The sequence below is a fragment of the Nonomuraea sp. SYSU D8015 genome, assembly GCF_008065375.1.
Lineage (GTDB): Bacteria > Actinomycetota > Actinomycetes > Streptosporangiales > Streptosporangiaceae > Nonomuraea.
Genome location: NZ_VJYI01000016.1, coordinates 136,044 through 154,959 on the forward strand (window position 1 = coordinate 136,044; position 18,916 = coordinate 154,959).

General features: G+C 70.5%; 18 protein-coding genes. 9 read left to right on the forward strand and 9 right to left on the reverse strand.

Annotated elements, in window-relative coordinates:
* Window positions 1-55: 55 nt before the first annotated feature.
* The 3 genes from ID574_RS44065 to ID574_RS44075 are packed head-to-tail and all read right to left on the reverse strand — an operon-like array spanning window position 56 to window position 3,705.
* Entirely contained in the window at window positions 56-829 is a 774-nt protein-coding gene (locus tag ID574_RS44065; RefSeq protein ID WP_188195005.1) for a sporulation protein, read from the reverse strand.
* A 9-nt stretch (window positions 830-838) separates the two neighbouring features.
* Window positions 839-2,080 carry an SPFH domain-containing protein gene (locus ID574_RS44070; protein ID WP_188195006.1) on the reverse strand — a complete coding sequence of 414 codons (1,242 nt, stop codon included), beginning with the start codon at window positions 2,078-2,080 and terminating at the stop codon, window positions 839-841.
* On the reverse strand, window positions 2,077-3,705 hold the full coding sequence (locus tag ID574_RS44075) for an SPFH domain-containing protein (protein ID WP_188195007.1): 1,629 nt from the start codon (window positions 3,703-3,705) through the stop codon (window positions 2,077-2,079). The genes ID574_RS44070 and ID574_RS44075 overlap by 4 nt, the downstream gene beginning before the upstream one ends.
* A 141-nt stretch (window positions 3,706-3,846) precedes the next feature.
* Here ID574_RS44075 and ID574_RS44080 point away from each other — a divergent pair, with 141 nt between their 5' ends.
* The 5 genes from ID574_RS44080 (at window position 3,847) to ID574_RS44100 (ending at window position 8,863) form a co-directional block, all read left to right on the forward strand.
* On the forward strand, window positions 3,847-4,761 hold the full coding sequence (locus tag ID574_RS44080; RefSeq protein WP_188195008.1) for an ABC transporter ATP-binding protein: 915 nt from the start codon (window positions 3,847-3,849) through the stop codon (window positions 4,759-4,761).
* Window positions 4,758-5,612, forward strand: coding sequence for an ABC transporter permease (locus ID574_RS44085; protein ID WP_188195009.1), 855 nt, complete (start codon window positions 4,758-4,760; stop codon window positions 5,610-5,612). The genes ID574_RS44080 and ID574_RS44085 overlap by 4 nt, the downstream gene beginning before the upstream one ends.
* A 14-nt stretch (window positions 5,613-5,626) precedes the next feature.
* On the forward strand, window positions 5,627-5,860 hold the full coding sequence (locus ID574_RS44090; protein ID WP_188195010.1) for a helix-turn-helix transcriptional regulator: 234 nt from the start codon (window positions 5,627-5,629) through the stop codon (window positions 5,858-5,860).
* 195 nt (window positions 5,861-6,055) lie between these two features.
* Window positions 6,056-8,167 (forward strand): excinuclease ABC subunit UvrB, encoded by a 2,112-nt coding sequence (gene uvrB, locus ID574_RS44095; RefSeq protein WP_188195011.1) that lies wholly within the window; start codon window positions 6,056-6,058, stop codon window positions 8,165-8,167.
* Window positions 8,168-8,248: 81 nt separating this feature from the next.
* Entirely contained in the window at window positions 8,249-8,863 is a 615-nt protein-coding gene (locus ID574_RS44100) for a PepSY domain-containing protein (protein WP_188195012.1), read from the forward strand.
* 289 nt (window positions 8,864-9,152) lie between these two features.
* Here the strand turns inward: ID574_RS44100 and ID574_RS44105 are convergent, their stop codons facing one another.
* Window positions 9,153-10,031: a serine protein kinase RIO gene (locus ID574_RS44105; protein ID WP_188195013.1), complete on the reverse strand. Its 879-nt coding sequence runs from the start codon at window positions 10,029-10,031 to the stop codon at window positions 9,153-9,155.
* Window positions 10,032-10,308: 277 nt separating this feature from the next.
* Between ID574_RS44105 and ID574_RS44110 the strand changes: the two genes are divergently transcribed.
* Window positions 10,309-10,944 carry a hypothetical protein gene (locus ID574_RS44110; protein ID WP_223167698.1) on the forward strand — a complete coding sequence of 212 codons (636 nt, stop codon included), beginning with the start codon at window positions 10,309-10,311 and terminating at the stop codon, window positions 10,942-10,944.
* On the opposite strand, the gene ID574_RS44115 is transcribed toward ID574_RS44110, so the two are convergent.
* Both ID574_RS44115 and ID574_RS44120 read right to left on the reverse strand, forming a co-directional pair.
* Window positions 10,941-11,459, reverse strand: coding sequence for a Uma2 family endonuclease (locus tag ID574_RS44115; RefSeq protein WP_188195014.1), 519 nt, complete (start codon window positions 11,457-11,459; stop codon window positions 10,941-10,943). The genes ID574_RS44110 and ID574_RS44115 overlap by 4 nt on opposite strands.
* A gap of 92 nt (window positions 11,460-11,551) precedes the next feature.
* The gene (locus ID574_RS44120) at window positions 11,552-12,121 is read right to left on the reverse strand and encodes a hypothetical protein (protein ID WP_223167699.1); all 570 of its coding nucleotides are present in this window, start codon (window positions 12,119-12,121) and stop codon (window positions 11,552-11,554) included.
* Window positions 12,122-12,292: 171 nt separating this feature from the next.
* Here ID574_RS44120 and ID574_RS44125 point away from each other — a divergent pair, with 171 nt between their 5' ends.
* Both ID574_RS44125 and ID574_RS44130 read left to right on the forward strand, forming a co-directional pair.
* Window positions 12,293-13,066: a glucose 1-dehydrogenase gene (locus ID574_RS44125; protein ID WP_188195016.1), complete on the forward strand. Its 774-nt coding sequence runs from the start codon at window positions 12,293-12,295 to the stop codon at window positions 13,064-13,066.
* 3 nt (window positions 13,067-13,069) lie between these two features.
* Window positions 13,070-13,876: an alpha/beta fold hydrolase gene (locus tag ID574_RS44130; RefSeq protein ID WP_188195017.1), complete on the forward strand. Its 807-nt coding sequence runs from the start codon at window positions 13,070-13,072 to the stop codon at window positions 13,874-13,876.
* 152 nt (window positions 13,877-14,028) lie between these two features.
* Here the strand turns inward: ID574_RS44130 and ID574_RS44135 are convergent, their stop codons facing one another.
* The gene (locus tag ID574_RS44135; protein WP_188195018.1) at window positions 14,029-14,634 is read right to left on the reverse strand and encodes a DUF4126 domain-containing protein; all 606 of its coding nucleotides are present in this window, start codon (window positions 14,632-14,634) and stop codon (window positions 14,029-14,031) included.
* Window positions 14,635-14,653: 19 nt separating this feature from the next.
* On the reverse strand, window positions 14,654-15,559 hold the full coding sequence (locus ID574_RS44140) for a choline kinase family protein (RefSeq protein ID WP_188195019.1): 906 nt from the start codon (window positions 15,557-15,559) through the stop codon (window positions 14,654-14,656).
* Window positions 15,560-15,628: 69 nt separating this feature from the next.
* Here ID574_RS44140 and ID574_RS44145 point away from each other — a divergent pair, with 69 nt between their 5' ends.
* A complete protein-coding gene (locus tag ID574_RS44145) occupies window positions 15,629-17,986 on the forward strand; it encodes a GcvT family protein (RefSeq protein WP_188195020.1) in 2,358 nt (785 codons plus the stop codon).
* Here the strand turns inward: ID574_RS44145 and ID574_RS44150 are convergent.
* Entirely contained in the window at window positions 17,964-18,722 is a 759-nt protein-coding gene (locus ID574_RS44150; protein WP_188195021.1) for a GntR family transcriptional regulator, read from the reverse strand. The two genes, ID574_RS44145 and ID574_RS44150, sit on opposite strands and share 23 nt — an antisense overlap.
* Between the last annotated feature and the right edge of the window lie 194 nt (window positions 18,723-18,916).

Below are 18,916 nucleotides of genomic sequence, written 5' to 3' on the forward strand. Positions count from 1 at the left end.
GGTTGGATTCACGGGCGGTGGCGGGCGGGACGCCGCCCGCCACCGCCCGCGGCGGTCAGAACCAGCCGCGGTGGCGGGCCATCTGCTCCAGGCCGCGCTGCAGTGCCGCCTCCGCCGCCTGCGGCGGCTCGTCGTAGCGGACCGTGAAGCGGTTGTAGGCGTCGTGGCTGGAGGTCAGGAAGCCGCCCCGCTTGTCGGCCTCCAGGATGACGTCCATCTGCCGCGGCCCGGCGATGAACGTCAGCTCCAGCTCGTTGAAGTACTTCCGCCACTGCCCGCCGGCGTAGTACTCGATCTCCTGGAAGAACGGCATCGTCGAGCCGTACAGCGTGCCGCGCTCCAGGTCGGCCTTCTTGAAGTGGAAGCCCATCCGGTCGAGCGCGCCGATGACGTGCTCCTGCGCCGGCAGCGGGCTGACGAACAGCGGGTCGAGGTCGCCCTTGTCGAGCGCGCCCGCCAGCGCCAGCTCCGTCTGCACGCCCAGCTTCATCCCGTGCAGCGGGTGACCGGCGATCGCGCTGATCGGCGTCTCCCACGGCATCATGATCTCGAAAGACTGCTGGTGCTGCGCGCCCTTGGCCAGCTGGAACATCCCCGCCACCTGCTGACGCAGGAAGCTGTAGGTCGTCTTGTACTCGCTGTCACCCGACTCGACCTCGACGACCGCGGTCAGGTCGATGTAGATGCCCTCGACCTTGTAGTCGGAGTTGCCGCCGCGGAAGTTCACCACGCCGCGCAGCGCCTCGCCGGGCCGCACGCCCGTGTTGGTCAACACCGTGTCTACCTCGACGCCCGCGCCGAACGCGGCCATCAACTTGCGGAACACCATGGGGTTCTCCTATGCGGAAGGTGTGTGGCCGTTCATTTGGCCTGTTCCCGTGCCCGAGATGCGGGGGAGCAGCTGGGCCAGGAGGAGGGTGGAGAGCGCGGAGTCGGCCTGACCCTGCTGGGTGCGTACGACCAGCGGCTGGGGTGCGTTCTCCGCCAGTTTGGCGCCCACGTCGAGGCGCCTGCGGGCCAGCTCGTACTGCAGCACGGCCCGGTTGTCCCGGTACGACTCGGCCAGCCGGCGCAGCGCCTTGGCCTCGTTCTCGGCGGCGGTGAGCTCGGCCCGGCCGCGCGCCTCGATCTCCCATGTGACCCGCTGGGCCTCGGTCTCCTGCTCCTCCAGCATGCGCGCCACGTCCTTGCGCGCCTTGTTGTGGGCGGCCTTGACCTCGACGACGCGGGCGTCACGGGTCTTCTTCGAGCGCTCGATCTCCATCAGCAGGGTGTCGATGCGCCGCTTGCGGGTCAGCTCCCACTCGCGCTCGTACGCCGACAGCTCCTTCGCCACCTTCTCGCGGGTGGCCAGGTGCTGCTGGTACTGGTCGGGCAGCTGCACGTCGGGGATGTTGGCGCCGGTGATGCGCACGCCGTAGCGCCCGAGCTGGCGGTTGAGCGCGTCCTGCATGTCGCCGACGTCGGAGCCGCGCAGGTCGTACGCGCGCTCGGTGTGGACCCGGCGGCTGCGCTGCCTGATCGCGTCCTGCACCGCGCTCGACAGCACCAGGTCGAAGTTGCCCGCGCCGATCGTCCGGACGAACGCGACCGGATCGACGATGCGGAACTTCAGGAAGAACTCGATGGACTTCAGCGGCACGTTCTCGGCCGTCGGGCAGGCCACGATCGGCGCCGAGTACGGGATCTCGGTGGAGGTGTCGACGACCGCGTCCACCCGGTCCCACGGCAGCCACAGGTAGTGGCGGCCCGGCGGGAGCGTGCCGGTGATGGCGCCCCAGCGGCTGCGTACGCCGGTGGTGCCCTCCTCGATCTCGATGATCGCCTTGCGCCACATCGTGACCACCGCCAGCAGCAGCGAGAGCAGCGCCAGGAGCGCCGCGACGAGCGTGAGCTCGGTCAGCGCCGCCATGCCGGCGAAGTAGACCGCCAGGAACACCAGCGACATCCAGGCGAAGCCGCGCCGGTCCTTGGGGATCACGACGGGCACGAGCTGGCCCTGCTCGCCGCCGCGCAGCAGCTGGCGGATCTCGCCCCAGGAGGCCAGCGACTCCTTGATCTTCGAGAATTCCCTGCTCATCGGTCGTCACCCTCGCCCTGCACGTGATGCCTGCCGGTGGGCAGGAGCCGTTCGACCGTCCGCTCCAGATCCTGGTCGGGCTGCGGTGGCTCCTGAGCTTCGGTGACGTCGGCGGCGGCCTTCTTCAGCAGCGCGGCGATCTCGGCCTCGCGGCCCTCGACGCGGGCGCCGATGTCGTCGAGCCTGGCGCGGATGGCGGCCATGTCCTCGGCGGAGAACAGCGCCGCGCCCTTGCCGCCGACGAGCTGCTGGGCCAGGGCCAGGAAGTCGATGTCGGTCTGCTCGCCGACCTGCACCACCTGCGGCAGCCTGGTGGCGACGGACTCCAGCTTGTTCAGCAGGTCCTGCTGGAAGCGGTAGTCGAGGATCTCGGGCGCCTCGGCGGCCGACAGCGCCCTGATGTCCAGCGCCTGCGCCTCCAGGAGCGCGGCGTTGGCGTTGGCCGTGGACTCGGCCTCGACCAGGCGCTGCCTGGCCTGCGCCTTGGCCTGGTGGGTGGCGCGTTCGAGCGCGGTGTCCATGCGGGCCTGGTAGCCGGCGATCTCGGCCTGGATGGCGCTCAGCGTCTCCTGCAGGCCGGCCAGCTCCTTGATCAGGTCGCCCTCGTTCTGCTCCTTGCGCAGCTGCAGCTCGTACTCGTAGGTGTAGGCCTCCTTGGCGACGCGGACCATCTCGGGGGCCGCCAGGTCCATGCGGTATTCCTGGCTGGACGGCTCGGCGTGGGTGATGTTCACGTCGGTGAGCCGGACCGCGGGCAGGAACTGCTGGTTGAGGCTCTCCAGCATGCCCAGCGTGCTCTCGCCCACCAGGTCGTAGATCTCCTCCGCCCGCTGGGCGTAGATGAGGGAGCGGGTGACCTCGCTGATGGCGTTCTGCAGCTTGGACTGGAAGCCGCTGACCGAGCCGAGCACGAAGATGAACTCCGCCGGGTTCTCGATCCGGAACTGCAGGAACAGGTCCACGCTCGCCTTGACGCCCTGCTGCGTCGGGGCCTCGCTGATCGGCGCGTTGAACGGGTACTCGCGGGTGGTGTTGACGATGTAGCTGACCCGCTTCCACGGGTTGAACAGCGTCACCCGGCCCGGCTCGGCGATGTGCACCAGCTTGCCGAACTTGGTGATCAGCGCCTTGCAGCCCTCGGGCACCATCACCACGCTGCGCCGCCACCACAGGAACACGGCGGCCAGGACCAGCACCACCCAGTAGTGCGGCCCGAAGATCAGATCGGTGTTCGGGATGACGTTGCCGAGCGCGCCGATCAGGCCGAGCACCACGAGGATGCCCAGCGGCACGATCACCTTCGCCGTGGTGCCCTTGGGGATCACCACCGGTGAGATGACGTGCATGCCGTTCTCGGCGAAGCTGCGGTTGACGATCTCGCCCGCCTCGTTCAGAGACGCGGTCCTGGCCTCGATGAGCGTGCCGACGGAGGCGCCGCCGTCGCGGGCGGCCGCGAAGTCGTGCGGGTTCAGCGCGAAGCCCCGGGCCTGGCCCGCGAGCTGCCCCGCCTGGTCGACGACCTGGCCCATGGCCTGTCCCATCGCCTGGCGTACGTCACCCCCTTGAGCAACCGCTTGGGCTACGCCTTGGCCTGCCTGGATCAGTGCCTCTCTGGGTCGTGACATGGGACCTTCCTTTTCCGCTACAAGGCGATTCCGACCGTATCGGGTGTGACTTGCTGTTCGCTTGCAATGTGGTGTCACAGGTCTATTGCGACCTGTAGTAGGTATGCTATGGATGTAGTAGATGTACTACTTGGAGGTGCCATGGGGGCTGTAAGTGAGCTCGAAGGCGACCTCGATCAGGTGAACACGGATGCCGCGATCGAGGTCCGGGACCTGCGCATGGCCTACGGGCCGAAGCGGGTCTTACAGGGCGTCGACTTCACCGTGGGCGCGGGCGAGGTGATCGCCCTGCTCGGGCCGAACGGCGCGGGCAAGACCACGACGATCGAGATCCTGGAGGGCTTCCGTGCGCCCTCGGGGGGTCATGTGCGGGTGCTCGGCACCGAGCCGATCCGCGGCGACGAGCGCTGGCGGGCCAGGCTCGGCGTGGTGCTGCAGTCGTGGCGCGACCACGGCCGCTGGCGGGTGCACCAGCTGCTGCACCACCTGAGCCGCTACTACGAGCCGTACGCGAACCCGGCCAGGCGGCCCTTCGACATCGCCGAGCTGATCGACGCCGTCGGCCTCACCGAGCAGGCCGGACAGCGCATCAACCGGCTGTCCGGCGGGCAGCGCCGCCGGCTCGACGTCGCGATCGGCATCGTCGGGCGTCCCGAGGTGCTCTTCCTCGACGAGCCGACCGCCGGCTTCGACCCGCAGGCCAGGCGCGACTTCCACGACCTCGTCCACCGCCTGTCCGACCTCGACGACACCACGATCCTGCTCACCACGCACGACCTCGACGAGGCCGAGAAGCTCGCCGACCGGATCCTCATCCTGTCCGGCGGCAGGATCGTCGCCGACGGCAGCCCCGACCAGCTCTCCCGTCAGATCTCCCGCGACGCCCAGGTGCGCTGGAGCCGCGGTGGAGAGCACTTCGTGCACGCCACGGAGGACGCCACCGGGTTCGTGCGCGGGCTCTTCGAGCAGTACGGCACCGAGATCGGCGACCTGGAGGTGCGCCGGGCGACGCTGGAGGACACGTACATGGCGATCTTGAAGAGGGAGGAAGCGTGAACGCCGCGCTGCACGCCGTCAAGCTGGGACTGGCCAGGGGCTGGATCGAGTTCAAGAACAGCCTGACCAACCCGCAGGACGTCTCCTTCACGATCATCTCCACGGCGGCCTTCGTGGTGGTGATCTACTTCCAGCGCGACGCGACGGTGCCCGGCACCACCTTCACGCTGGCCGGCGTCACGCTGCCGAGCATGCTCGGCATGCTGGCGGCCTTCAACGGGCTGATCGGCGCCATGTCGATGATCACCGTCGAGCGCGAGGACGGCACCCTGCTGCGTGCCAAGGCGCTCCCGCAGGGCATGCTCGGCTACATGGTCGGCCGCATCGCGCTGCTCACGCTGCAGGCACTGGGCAGCATGGTCATCCTGCTCGCGGCGGGCCTGCTCCTGCTGCCGGACCTCGCTCAGGCCGGGCTCGGCGGGCTGCTGCTCGTGCTGGCCATCACCCTGATCGGGCTGGTCGCCACCCTGCCGCTCGGCGCGGTCGTCGGCTCCCTCTTCAACAACCCGCAGGCGGTCACGGGGCTGTCGATGCTCGTGGTCGGCGGGCTCGTCGCCATCTCCGGCATCTTCTACCCCATCTCCGCTGTCGCGGGCTGGTTGCAGGCCATCGCGCAGGCGTTCCCGGTCTACTGGCTGGGTCTCGGCATGCGCGCGGCGCTCCTGCCCGACTCCATGGCCGCCGCCGAGATCGGCGGGTCCTGGCGGCCGATCGAGACGATCCTCGTGCTCAGCGCGTGGGTGGTGGCCGGCCTGCTCCTCGCGCCGCCGATCCTGCGCCGGATGGCCAGGCGCGAGTCGGGCTCGCTGATGGAGGCCCGGCGTGAGCGGGCCATGCAGCGGGTCGGCTGAGAAGATATGTGGCGATGAGCGAGACCGTCTACAACCGCATCGCGCTGCTGCGCGCGGAGCGGGGCGTGACCCGCAGGCAACTGGCCGACGCCCTGGGGGTGCACTACCAGACCGTCGGCTATCTCGAACGCGGCGAATACAGTCCCAGTCTTTACCTGGCGCTGAAGATCGCCGAATACTTCGAGGTGCCGGTCGAGGTCGTCTTCTCCACCACCCCGTTTCCCCGGATCGGGGAGCGGTCGGCCTGATCTCCGGCATACGAGAGCGACGTCCGGGCCCGCTGCCTCACTGCCTGGGGCGGCGGATCCGGATGTTCGCGCTCATGACGGCGCCGCCACGGGGTGTCACCAGCGTCGAGGTCAACCTGTCCGGCTTCACGCCGATGAAGGGCGGGCCCGTCACCGGGTGACGGTTCTGTCGGTCGCTCGGCCTACAGTGGCCATATGCGACCGGTCACAGATTTGCAGCGGAAGGTGGCGCCGTTCGAGGTCGTCACCGAGATGACTCCCTCTGGCGACCAGCCGACGGCCATCGCCGAGCTGGAGCGCCGCATCAAGGCCGGGGAGAAGGACAGCGTCCTGCTGGGCGCCACCGGCACCGGCAAGACGGCCACGATCGCGTGGCTGATCGAGCGCCTGCAGCGGCCCGCGCTGGTCATGCAGCCCAACAAGACGCTCGCCGCCCAGTTCGCCAACGAGCTGCGGGAGATGCTGCCCAACAACGCGGTGGAATACTTCGTCTCCTACTACGACTACTACCAGCCCGAGGCGTACGTCCCGCAGAGCGACACCTACATCGAGAAGGACTCCTCGATCAACGACGAGGTCGAGCGGCTGCGCCACTCGGCCACCAACTCGCTGCTCACCCGCCGTGACACGATCGTGGTCGCCTCCGTGTCCTGCATCTACGGCCTGGGCACGCCGCAGGAATACGTCGACCGCATGGCCAGGCTGCGCGTCGGCATGGACGTCGACCGCGACCAGCTGCTGCGCCGCCTGGTCGACATGCAGTACACGCGCAACGACCTGGCCTTCACCCGGGGCACGTTCCGGGTGCGCGGCGACACGATCGAGATCATCCCGAAATACGAAGAGCTCGCCGTGCGCATCGAGATGTTCGGCGACGAGATCGAGAAGCTCTCGACCATGCACCCGCTGACCGGCGAGGTCATCACCGAGGACGAAGAGCTCTACATCTTCCCGGCCTCCCACTACGTCGCCGGCGAGGAGCGCATGGCGGCCGCGGTGGCGGGCATCGAGGCGGAGCTGGCCGAGCGGCTGTCGGAGCTGGAGCGGCAGGGCAAGCTGCTGGAGGCGCAGCGGCTGCGGATGCGCACGACGTACGACATCGAGATGATGCGGCAGATCGGCACCTGCTCCGGCATCGAGAACTACTCGCGCCACATGGACGGGCGCGAGCCAGGCAGCGCGCCCAACACGCTGCTCGACTACTTCCCGGAGGACTTCCTTCTGGTCCTCGACGAGTCGCACCAGACAGTGCCGCAGATCGGCGCCATGTACGAAGGCGACGCCTCCCGCAAGCGCACGCTGGTCGAGCACGGCTTCCGGCTGCCGTCGGCGCTCGACAACCGGCCGCTGAAGTGGGAGGAGTTCCTCGAGCGCATCGGGCAGACCGTCTACCTGTCCGCCACGCCGGGGCCCTACGAGCTGGGCCGGGTCAAGGGCGAGGTCGTCGAGCAGGTCATCCGCCCGACCGGCCTGGTCGACCCCGAGATCGTCGTCAAGCCCACCAAGGGCCAGATCGACGACCTGGTCCACGAGATCCGCGAGCGCGCCGACCGCGATGAGCGCGTGCTGGTCACCACGCTGACCAAGAAGATGGCCGAAGACCTCACCGACTATCTCCTGGAGCTCGGCATCCGGGTCCGCTACCTGCACAGCGAGGTCGACACGCTGCGCCGCATCGAGCTGCTGCGCGAGCTGCGCACCGGCGAGTTCGACGTGCTCGTCGGCATCAACCTGCTGCGCGAGGGCCTCGACCTGCCCGAGGTGTCGCTGGTGGCGATCCTCGACGCCGACAAGGAGGGCTTCCTGCGCTCCGAGACGTCCCTGATCCAGACCATCGGCCGCGCCGCCCGAAACGTGTCGGGCCAGGTCCACATGTACGCCGACAAGATCACCCCGTCGATGGAGCGGGCGATCGACGAGACGAACCGGCGCCGGGCCAAGCAGATCGCCTTCAACGAGGCCAACGGCGTCGACCCGCAGCCGCTCCGCAAAAAGATCGCCGACATCCTCGACTCGCTGCAGCGCGAGGACGCCGACACCGACAAGCTGCTCGGCGGGGGCGGCCGGCAGCAGTCGCGTGGCAAGGCGCCCATGCCGGGCTTCGCCTCGCGGCAGGCGGGCCAGCACGCCAAGGCCATCGCGGGCGAGATGCCGCGGGCCCAGATCGAGTCGCTCATCGAGTCGCTGACCGAGCAGATGCACCAGTCCGCGGCCGATCTGCAGTTCGAGGTGGCTGCCCGGCTGCGCGACGAGATCAAGGAGCTCAAGCGCGAGCTCCGCGACATGCGCGAGGCCGGCGTGCACTAGTCGAGAATTACAGCAGTCGAGCGGCGCTCACCCCGCCTGACCTGGGAGAATGGACCGGCCTCCGATGGGCAGCGAGCAGTCATGAACAAGACGCTCACGGGGGTCCTGGTCGGCTCCGCGATGCTCGCGGGTGGTTGCGGCGCCGTGTCGGGGCAGGCCGTGCTGCCCGCCCTCCCGCCCACGCCGCCGACCGGCGTCCCGACCCCTGGTCCCACCGGCACCCCGACTGGTCCCACCGGCACCCCGACGCCGGGCCCTGGCCGGGTTGGCCTGGACGACCTGCGCCAGGCCGGCCAGGCCGCGCTCACCGCGGTGCCCGGCTCCATGCTCATCTCGATCGAGACCGAGGAGGACGGCAGGCTGTGGGAGGTGCAGGTCGTCGATCGGGCCGGCACCGAGCACCAGATGGACGTGGCGGCGGGCAAGGTCGTCGCCGGGCCCACGCAGGAGCGCGACGACGCCGAGGACAAGGCCAAGCGCCGGAACCGGGTGCGGGCGGCCAAGCTCGGCTACCTGGAGGCGGCGGAGAAGATCGTCGCCACCGTGCCGGGAGGCCGCATCACGGAGCTGAGCCTGGACGGGGAGCTCGGCAGGACCGTCTGGGAGTCCGACGTGGTGACCGCGGACGGGACCAAACACGAGGTCACGCTCGACGCCGTCACCGGAGCGGTCAGCCGGCCCAGGCCGACCAGCTGACCTCCTGACGCTTCGACGCCGCCGGCGCACGTAGCCGGCGGCCAGCTCGTACGGACTGCCTGACGGCCGTCCATGCGCCCGGCTGGCCGTCCATGCGCCCGGCTGGCCGTCCATGCGCCCGGCTGGCCGTCCATGCGCCCGGCTGGCCGTCCATGCGCCCGGCTGGCCGTCCATGCGCCCGGCTGGCCGTCCATGCGCCCGTGCTCGCGGTCGATGCGTTCGGCCGGCTTGCTCGGTGTGTCGCCCGGTGGCGCGGGGCCGGCGCTGCCCGCTCCGCGCCATCGGCGGTTCAGCCGGCGAGGCCGGCCTCCGTGCGCAGGAGGGCGGTCAGGGAGTCCGGGTCCGCGGCCGTCACGCCCTTGGCGGCGAACCACGTGGCCACGTTGCGGGCGTCGCGGTCGAGGAACGACGGCCCGGCCGGGTGGGCGATCACGTCCACGATCTGCGGCAGGTCGATGATCACCAGCCTGCCCTCGTGGACCAGCAGGTTGTACGGGGACAGGTCGCCATGCGCCAGCCCCTCCCCGGCCAGCGTGACCATCGCAGCGACCAGCTGCTCCCACAGGTCGTCCAGGTCGTCGGACACCTGGGCGAGGCGTGGCGCCGCGTACCCGTCCGGCGTCCCGATGAACTCCTGCAGGATCTCCGTCCCGACGATCTGCACCGGGTACGGCACCGGAACCCCGAGCTCCCACAACCGGCACAACGCCCCGAACTCGGCCACCGCCCACTGGGCGGCGATCGCCTGTTTGCCGAACGCGGTGCGGGCCGCCATCGCCCGGTTCATGCGGTCGTCGCGGGTCCTGCGGCCCTCCAGGTAGCCCGAGTCGCGGTGGAACAGGCGGTGCTCGGCCGAGCGATACCGCTTGGCGGCCAGCAGGCAGACCCGGTCGGTGCCGGGCACGCCCCGGGAGATCAGGTGGACGTCGGCCTCCTTGCCGGTCTTGAGCACGCCGTGCTCGGTGTCGACGGCCGCCAATTCGGTGACCAGCCAGCCGGGGTACGGCCGTGGGCCCTTCTCCGTGGGCGTGCTCTGGTCCCAGGTGGACCAGCGGTCACCCTCGGGCGGGCCGTCATCGGTGTGGTCGGGGGTGCTCGCCAGCCATTCGAGGTCGTCGGCGTCGAGGGCGTACTTGCCGCGGCGGCGGTGCTGCGAGTGCTTCGGCACGGTGGAATCGCTCCAAGGGTGGGGCCCCACCGGCGCGTCGATCAGCTCAGCGCACGCCCGGCGGGAAGGATTGAGGACGCGGAAAACGGCACGCGAACAGTCGTTATCACGGTCTCACCCTCCCTTCGCGTCGTGGCGATCAACCCGCCCGAGTATGCCGGGGCGGGGATGGGCCGCGCAACCGATTAACGGCCGCGCAGCCGGCGCCCGGGCGCTTCTGCGATCTCGCGGTTTTATGCGGTCGCGACAGGCACGGGCCGGCTTGTAGCGTGCGGGCATGCGACGATGCGGCGAATGCGGTCACTGGGAGCCCGCCGGGGCTCCGGGCTGCGCCCGGTGCGCCCGGTTGGTGGACGAGATCGTCGAGGAGGGGTGGCGGGCGTTCCTGGAGCGCGAGTTCGGAGCGGCGAGCCTGGGGCGGAGAGCGGTAGCTTGCGTGACCAGCGGAGCCCCGTGCGAGCGCGACCATAGACACGGCACCGCCGAGTCGTCCGACGAGCGGCTCATCGCCGAGATGGTCGTGGACGAGCCCGACAAGCATCCCTGGCGCGTGGTCGACGCCGCCTACGACCGGCTGACCTGCGCCGAGTGCGGCGGCCGGCTCAGCCGGGGCCCGGCCTCCTGCGCCGCCTGCAACCTGGCGAACGGCTTCCGCTACTCGGCCGTCGAGATCGACCGTCCGGGCGTTCCACCGGGGAACGAACACGCGCTGCGGGTGAACGTGGCCGTGATGCGCCGGCCGTACGGGATCCCGGAGTCGGAGGTGCTGCTGCGGCGGCTGTCGCTCCCCGTCCTGCTCGACGGCCTGCTCCCCACGAGGGCTCAGGCCCAGGCCACCAAGGCGATGGCGAACAATGGGGCCACGGAGGCCGAGCTCGCCGCGCTGATCTATGCCGAGTGGGGCCGTGTCTAGTCCGGTGGCCACTCCAATGTGAGATCGATGTCCACGTCGAAGCCGATGTCGGTCTGCAGGCGCTTGCGGTGGACGCCGGTCGGGACGTAGACCATGACCGCCGGCTCGAGCTCGAAGGTGTAGACGACGGGGAGCCCGTCCTCTTCTTCCACTCGCCAGACGTGCTTGATCCCTGCCTTTGAGTATTTGATGGGCTTTGTGGTCCGATCTCGCTCCATGGACTCATCTGAGACGACTTCGGCCACGAGGTGCACATCCTCCGGTTTGAAGGAGGTGAGCTTCAGAGACGTGATCGCAGACCTCTTCACTACGAGGATGTCGGGCTCCGGCCGCTGGCGCAGGCCCAGTGTGACCGTCATTTCGCGAACGACCTCCAGATGCGCCGGTGGCTCGAGGGAGTGCTCGAACCGTCCGACCGCGCGCATGTGGAAGAGGGTCTGCGGCGGCCTCATGACGAGCGCCCCGTCGATCAACTCGACGTGCCTGGGCGCGTCGGGAGGGAGATGATCGAGCATGTCGGCCGTCCAGCCGCCAGGAGGGCCGGGATAGAACCACTCAGGCAAAAGCTCGTCACGTGGCGAAGCAATCCTGCCACGCTGGGTAGCCGTCAGGGGAGGTCTTTGCGCTCCTCCATGGTGCGGCGGTAGAGCTCGTCGATCTCCTCCAGCGGGTCCGGCGCCCGGCGGCGGGCCTCGATCTCCAGGTCCGTGCGGGAGCTGAGCTCGGCGATCCCGGTGGCCGTGTGGTGGACCTGGTCGCCGAGGAGGTCGGCGCGGATGCGGGCGCACATGGCCGTCAGCTTGGCCTGGTGCTCGCGCAGCCGGTCGAGCGTGGCGTGGTCGACGTAATGCGACACGCGGCGCTGCTGGGCGTACATCCCGAGCTGGCCGTCGTGCACGTCGGCCTGCGCCTCCAGGTCGGCCAGCAGCCGCGGCAGGTCGCCCAGGCCCCAGCCCTGCGCCTGCGCCTGCTCGACGGCCTGGCGGGTGAGGGAGACCTCGCGGCGCAGGTCGAGGCGGAGCCGCTCGACCTCGGCGGCGTCGCCCGTGCCCATCGCATTGACGTGCGTGGTCAGCCGCGTCGCCGCCTGACGGGCCTTGCCTGCCGCCTTCTTGCCCAGCTTGACCAGCAGGTAGACGCCCACGCCGGTGAGCAGCGCCAGAAACGCGAGGATCACCAGCACGATGACAAGGACTTGCTCGATCTCCGCCACCTCCCGTTGGGGTCGATGTCTAGAGGATAGTCGGCCGCGGCGGCTTTGGCGCGCCGAGCCAAGCAAGCACTTGATCTGCATGTACGGGCTGTGTTTCAGTGCACATACTTTGCGGATCGCGGCGGGAAGGGGCTGGTGCGCGTGCTGGACGGCAAGGTCGTGATCATCACTGGCGGGGCCAGGGGGATGGGGGCGGCGACGGCGCGGCGGTGCGTGGCGGCCGGGGCCCGGGTGGTGCTCACCGACGTGCTCGTGGAGGAGGGCACGGCCACCGCCAAGGAGCTCGACGCCCGGTTCATCCCGCACGACGTGACGGACCAGGAGCAGTGGGCCGCGGTGGTCGCGCGGACGGTGGAGGGGTTCGGGCGGCTCGACGGGCTCGTCAACAACGCCGGCATCGCGACCTCGTTCCCCATCGAGCAGCAGGCGCTGGAGGAGTTCGAGCGCGTGCTCCGGGTCAACCTGGTCGGCGTCTTCCTGGGGCTCAAGGCCGTGGTGGGCGCCATGCGCGCGTCGGGCGGCGGCGCCGTGGTGAACCTGTCGTCGGTCGCGGGGCTCTTCGGATTGCCGGGCACGGGCGCGTACGGCACCTCCAAATGGGGCGTGCGCGGCCTCACCAAGATCGCCGCCCTGGAGTTCGGCAAGGACCGCATCCGGGTCAACTCCGTACATCCAGGCATGATCGTCACCCCGATGACGCGGCAGTTCGGCGCCGTGTCGGGCGAGGGCACCTTCCCGCTGGCCCCGGCCGGGCGCTGGGGTGAGCCGGAGGAGGTCGCGGAGGCGATCGCGTTCCTGCTGTCCGACGCCGCCTCGTACGTGACCGGAGCCGAGCTCGCCATCGACGGAGGCTGGACCGCGGGGGAGTCGGCGCTGCTGTCCCGCACGGCCGGGGGAGAGGCGGGCTGAGCCATGCCGTACGCGGACGTCGGCGAGAACATCAGGCTCTTCTACACCGACGACGGCGGCGGCGACGGGCCGCCGCTGCTGCTCGTGCACGGCTGGGGGACCGACTCCCACCAGTGGTCCTGGCACCTCGACGCGCTCACGGCAGCCGGGCGCCGGGTGATAGCCGTCGACCTGCGCGGGCACGGCTACTCGTCGGTCCCGGAGACGGGCAACACACCCCGCATGATGGCCGAGGACCTCGACGCCCTCCTCGACGGCCTCGGCATCCCCCAGGTGATCGCCGTCGGGCACTCGATGGGCGGCCAGGTCGTGTCGATCCTGGCCGTCGAGCACCCGGACCGCGTGCGCGCGCTCGTCGCCCTCGACCCGGGCTACGGCATCACGGACGACATCGCCAGGGACTTCCCCAGGACGATCGCGGGCCTGCGTGGTGACCACCCCCACGCAGCGGCCGAGGCGCTCGACGAGTGGTGCACGAACGCCGCCACCCCCGCCGTCATCCGCCGCTGGCACAAGCGCAGGCTGTACGGCATGCCGCCGCACGTCCTCGTCCAGGCGTTCGAGGCCATGTTCGTCGAGGACGGCGCCATCGGCGTGTGCCCGGCGAGCGACGACTACCTGGCCCGCAGGCAGTGTCCGGTGCTGTCGATCTGGGCGGACCGGCGGCGCGCGGCGTGGGAGGCGGGCCTGCTCAAGCACCCGGCGTCCAAGGTCGTGTGCTGGGAGGGCTCCAGCCACCGGCTGCACGAGGAGCGCCCGGCGGAGTTCGTGCACCTCCTCGGCGGGTGGTTGCGGCGGCTGCGCGTGTGAAGGGCCCGGCGGCACGGATCCGCCGGGCCCTTCGCTGTGTGAGCGCGCCAGGGTCGGGGGCCACGTGACGCTCACACGATTCGTTCGCTAACCGGGAAGAACCGTAGAGGGCGCGGGCACGGCGGCGGATCACCCTGCGGGTGGAGCGGAGATCATCCTGGCGGGTGACTCCGGGCGGCTCGTCTGCGGGCGCGCAAGCGCCGTACCTTCCTGATCAGCCACCACGCCGCCACGGCGAGGACCAGCAGCGCGACGACCACCAGGATCGGGGCGAACACCGCGATCAGGCTCATGCCGAGCGAGCCCGCGTCCTCCACCGTGCTCACGACCGGAGCGCCGACGCCTGCCGTTCCCGCGTTGACCACGGGGCGGGTCGCCGCCTTCATCGCGTGCACGGCCAGCGCCACCACGATGCCCAGCAGCCAGCCGGCCCACGGGTGCTCCGTCATCCACGTGGAGTTCTCCAGCTCGGCGGCCGCGTTCGTCGCGGAGAAGACCACGCCGCCGGAGGCCGGGCGGATCACGGTCTGGATGGCATCGTTGACGCTGTCGACGGCAGGCACCTTGTCGAGGACCATCTCGGCGATCAGGAGCACCGAGATCACCGCGAGCACGCCCCAGTTGGACAGCCACGCGTAGCCGTCGGGCAGTTTCACGGCGTCGGTGAGGTTGGACAGCACGCCCACGACCAGGAGCGGGATGTAGGCGTTGAGGCCGGCGGCCGTGGACAGGCCCAGACCGGTCAATGCGGCGAGCATGCCACCCAGTCTGCCCGCCCTAGTCCGGCCGCGCGGCCTCGTCCATGAGGTCCGCCAGGCCGGATCCGGTGAACTCGGCCACGGCCCGCTCGTACTTCTCCATCCCCCACGACCAGAAGTCGAAGTCGATGCTGTCGTTGGCGCCGTCCTGGATCGAGGCCCACAACGTCCAGCCGTACTTGGACATGAGGCCGAGCAGCCGGGCGCGGGCGATCTTGTGGCGGAGGCGGCGGCCGTAGTACGCGGTGACGAGCTCCTCCAGGTGACCGAGCGGCAGGTCGGACTCGCTCCAGATGTTGCCGAGCTCGAAGCAGGCGTCGTTGTTGCCGGAGTACTCGTAGTCGATCAGCCACAGGCGCGCGCCGTCGTCGAGGATGTTGCCGGGGAGGAGGTCGTTGTTGCAGGGGACGGTGCCTTCGTCCCGCACCTCCAGACATTTCCGGATTTCAGCGACGGTGGGCATGAAATCGAGATATTTGGGGGGAAGTCGGAAGCCGCGCTCCTGGACGATGCGCAGATACCGCTGCTGGACGTCGAACATGTCGAAGTCGCACACGAACCGCGGCCCGGAGTGGAGACGGCGGCAGGCCTCCGCCACCCGCGGCAGGTTCGCCGGGTCCCGCAGATCCGCCTCCGTGAACGTCCGCCCCGGCAGATAGCCCACCACCAGCACGCCCAGCTCGGGCAGGTAGGCGTGCACCGGCGCCCCCACCCCGGCGGCCGCCGCCGCGATCGAGTTCGCGTGCTCGGCGTCCCTGTCGATGGCCAGCAGGGCCCCGTCGCTGGCCCACACGCGCGCCACGTAAGCCCCGCCGGGCGTGACGACCTTGTAGTTGCGGTTGGTGAGCCCGCCGGGCAGCTCCTCGACGGTACGGGGCACGCCGGACAGCAGCGGGATACGATCGAGCACCTCGGGCAAGGCCATGGTCGATGCTAGGACGACCCGCGCTAAACGGTCTAGACCTTTTACGGCGTGGCGGCTAGCCTCGCGACCATGAGCGACTCGGCCCGCATCGTGATCATCGGCGGCGGCGTCGGCGGCGCCTCCGTCGCCTACCACCTCACCCAGCTCGGCGAGCGCGACGTCGTCGTGCTGGAGCGGGACGAGCTGACCAGCGGCTCGACCTTCCACTCCGCCGGACTCGTCGGCCAGCTCCGCGCCGACCCCACCCTGACCAGGATGAACCAGTACTCCGTGGAGCTCTACCGCACCCTCGACGCCGGCTGGACGGAATGCGGCGGCATCAAGCTGGCCTCCACGCCCGAGCGGATGGCCGAGATCCGGCGCCAGATCGGGTGGGCCCGCACATTCGGGCTGCCGCTGGAGGAGATCTCGGTGGCCGAGGCCGTGGAGCTGTTCCCCCTCATGGACCCCGCGGGTGTCGTCGGGGCCGCGTACCTGCCCACGGACGGCCAGATCGACCCGTCCCAGCTCTGCTACGCGCTGGCCAAGAAGGCCCGCGACGGCGGGGCCGTCATCCGCACCCGCACCCGCGTGCTCGGCATCAGGACGGCGGGCGGCAGGGTCACGGGCGTGGTCACCGACCAGGGCGACATCGACTGCGAGATCGTGGTCAACTGCGGCGGCATGTTCGCGGCCGAGATCGGCCGCATGGCCGGGGTGCGGGTCCCGATCGTGCCGATGTCGCACCAGTACGTGGTGACCGACGGCTTCCACGACCACACCGGCCTGCCCACGCTGCGCGACCCCGACCTGCTCGTCTACTACCGGCAGGAGGTCCAGGGCCTGGTCATGGGCGGGTACGAGCGCACCTGCGCCCCCTGGACGGCCGGACCGAACGCGTACGACGCGGTGCCGGGCGACTTCAATGGCCGCCTGTTGTCCGAAGATTGGGCCAGATTCGAGGAAATTTCCGACAATTCCCGGATTCGCGTGCCCGCGATGGGCGACGTCGGCATCCGCAAGATGATCAACGGCCCGGAGGCGTTCACCCCCGACAACGAGTTCTGCCTCGGGGAGACCGAGGTCGGCGGCTTCTTCGTGGCGGCCGGCTTCTGCGCGCACGGAATCGCGGGCGCGGGCGGCATCGGCAGGGTGATGGCCGAGTGGATCGTCGAGGGCGAGCCCAGCATGGACCTGTGGCACATGGACGTGCGCCGGTTCGGCCGCCACTACCGCTCGCCGTCGTACACGCTGAAGCGGGCCGTCGAGAACTACGAGACCTACTACGACATCCGCTACCCCGGCCACGAGCGCTCGGCCGGGCGGCCGCTGCGGGTCTCGCCCGCCTACGCCTGGCACAGCGCCCACGGGGCCGTCTTCGGGGAGAAGTCGGGCTGGGAGCGGGTCAACTACTACGCCTCCAACGAGACCGACGGGGGCGAGCGGCCGGGAGGGTGGGCCGGGCGGCTGTGGTCGTCCGCCATCGGCGCCGAGCACCGCGCCACCCGGACCGCGGCGGGGCTGTTCGACGAGAGCTCGTTCGCCAAGATCGAGGTCACCGGGCCCGACGCGGCCGCGCTGCTGGAGTGGGTGTGCGACAACCGGGTCGCCCGCGAGGTCGGCGCCGTCACGTACACGCAGGCGCTCAACCGGCGCGGCGGCATCGAATGCGACTTCACGGTCACCCGGCGCGGCGAGGAGGAGTTCCTGATCGTCACCGGCACCGCGTTCGGCGCGCACGACCTGGGGTGGCTACGCAAGCAGGCCGCGCTCACCGGCTCCACCGCCAGGATCGCCGACGTGACCGGCCAGTACGCCTGCTTCGCCCTGTGGGGGCCGCGGGCGGCCGACGTCATGCGCGGGCTCACGCCCGACCCGATGGACTTCCCGTTCATGTCGTCGCGGGAGATCACCGTGGGGGACGTGCCGGTGCTGGCGCTGCGGGTGACGTTCGTGGGCGAGCACGGCTGGGAGCTCTACTGCTCCAGCGAGTACGGGCTCGGGCTGTGGCAGACGCTCTGGCGGGCGGGGGAGCCGTACGGGCTGGTGGCCGGCGGCTACCGGGCCATCGACAGCCTCCGGCTGGAGAAGGGCTACCGGGTGTGGGGCGCGGACATCGGGCCCGAGACGACGCCGTACGAGGCGGGGCTCGGATTCTGCGTGAAGCCGGACAAGGAGTTCCTGGGCAGGGACGCGCTCGACCCCGCCCCGGAGCGACGGCTGCGATGCGTCACGCTGAGCGACCCGAGGGCCGTCGCACTCGGCAACGAGCCCGTACGGGTGGACGGCCAGGTGGTGGCCCGGGTCACCTCCGGCGGCTACGGCTACACCGCCCGCGAGTCCATCGCCTACGCCTACCTGGCGGTCGAGCCGGGGGCCGAGGTCGAGATCGAGGTGGAGGGCGCCTGGGTGCCGGGCACGGTGGTCAAGACCCCGCTGGCGCCGTGACGCCGCTGCGTACCGAGATCCGCACCCGGTCGGGGCGGAACAGGTCGCGGGCGAACTCCACCGGCATCCCGTCGGCCGCGTACGCCGTGCGCTCGATCAGCATGAGCGGCGCGCCCGGTTCGATGCCCAGCTCGGCGGCCTCCTCAGGACGGGCGATCACCGGGTCGAGATGCTCGACCGCCGTGCGCGGCTCCAGGTCGTAGCGGGTGGCGAGCAGCGCGTAGAGCGAACCGGTCAGGTCCTGGCCGAGGAAGCCGGGCAGGGACGGGAAGAACGAGCGCTCCAGCGCGATCGGCGACCGCCCGGCCGAGCGCACCCTCGCCACCTCGTGCACCGGCGAGCCCGCCTCGACGCGCAACGCCCTGGCCGCCGCGGCCGGTGCGGGCACCGTGGCGGCCACCAGGATCCGCGCCTCCGCCCGCAGATGGGCGCGGCGCATCTGCTCGGTGAACCCGGCCAGCCCCGTCAGGTCGCACTCGATGCGCGGCTCGGCGACGAACGCGCCGCCCGCCCTGCCGGGCACCCTGACCAGGACGCCGTCGCGCTCCAGTGTCGCCAGGGCCTGCCTGAGCGTCATCCTGCTCACGCCGAGCCGCCCGGCCAGCTCCCGCTCGCCGGGCAGCCGGTCGCCCGGCGCCAGCTCGCCCCTGTCGACGGAGTCGAGCAGCCAGCGCTCGATCTGCACGTGCGCGGGGACGCCGGTGCCGCGCTCCAGCTCAGGCGGTGTCCCGACCACACGCGCATCTTGACACGGGTTTCCCCGGGAACGCCAAACGTCCCCTTCGGCCCGAACGAACCCGCCGCCCGTGTTTTGGGGTGGGGATGACATGCCGGGGGAGGGGGACAGGGCCGTAGGCCGGGGATGCCCCCCGCCCCCCGTGGACGCCCCGCCCGTGGACGGGCCTTCCAGGAGGCGGGATGGCGTGCCAG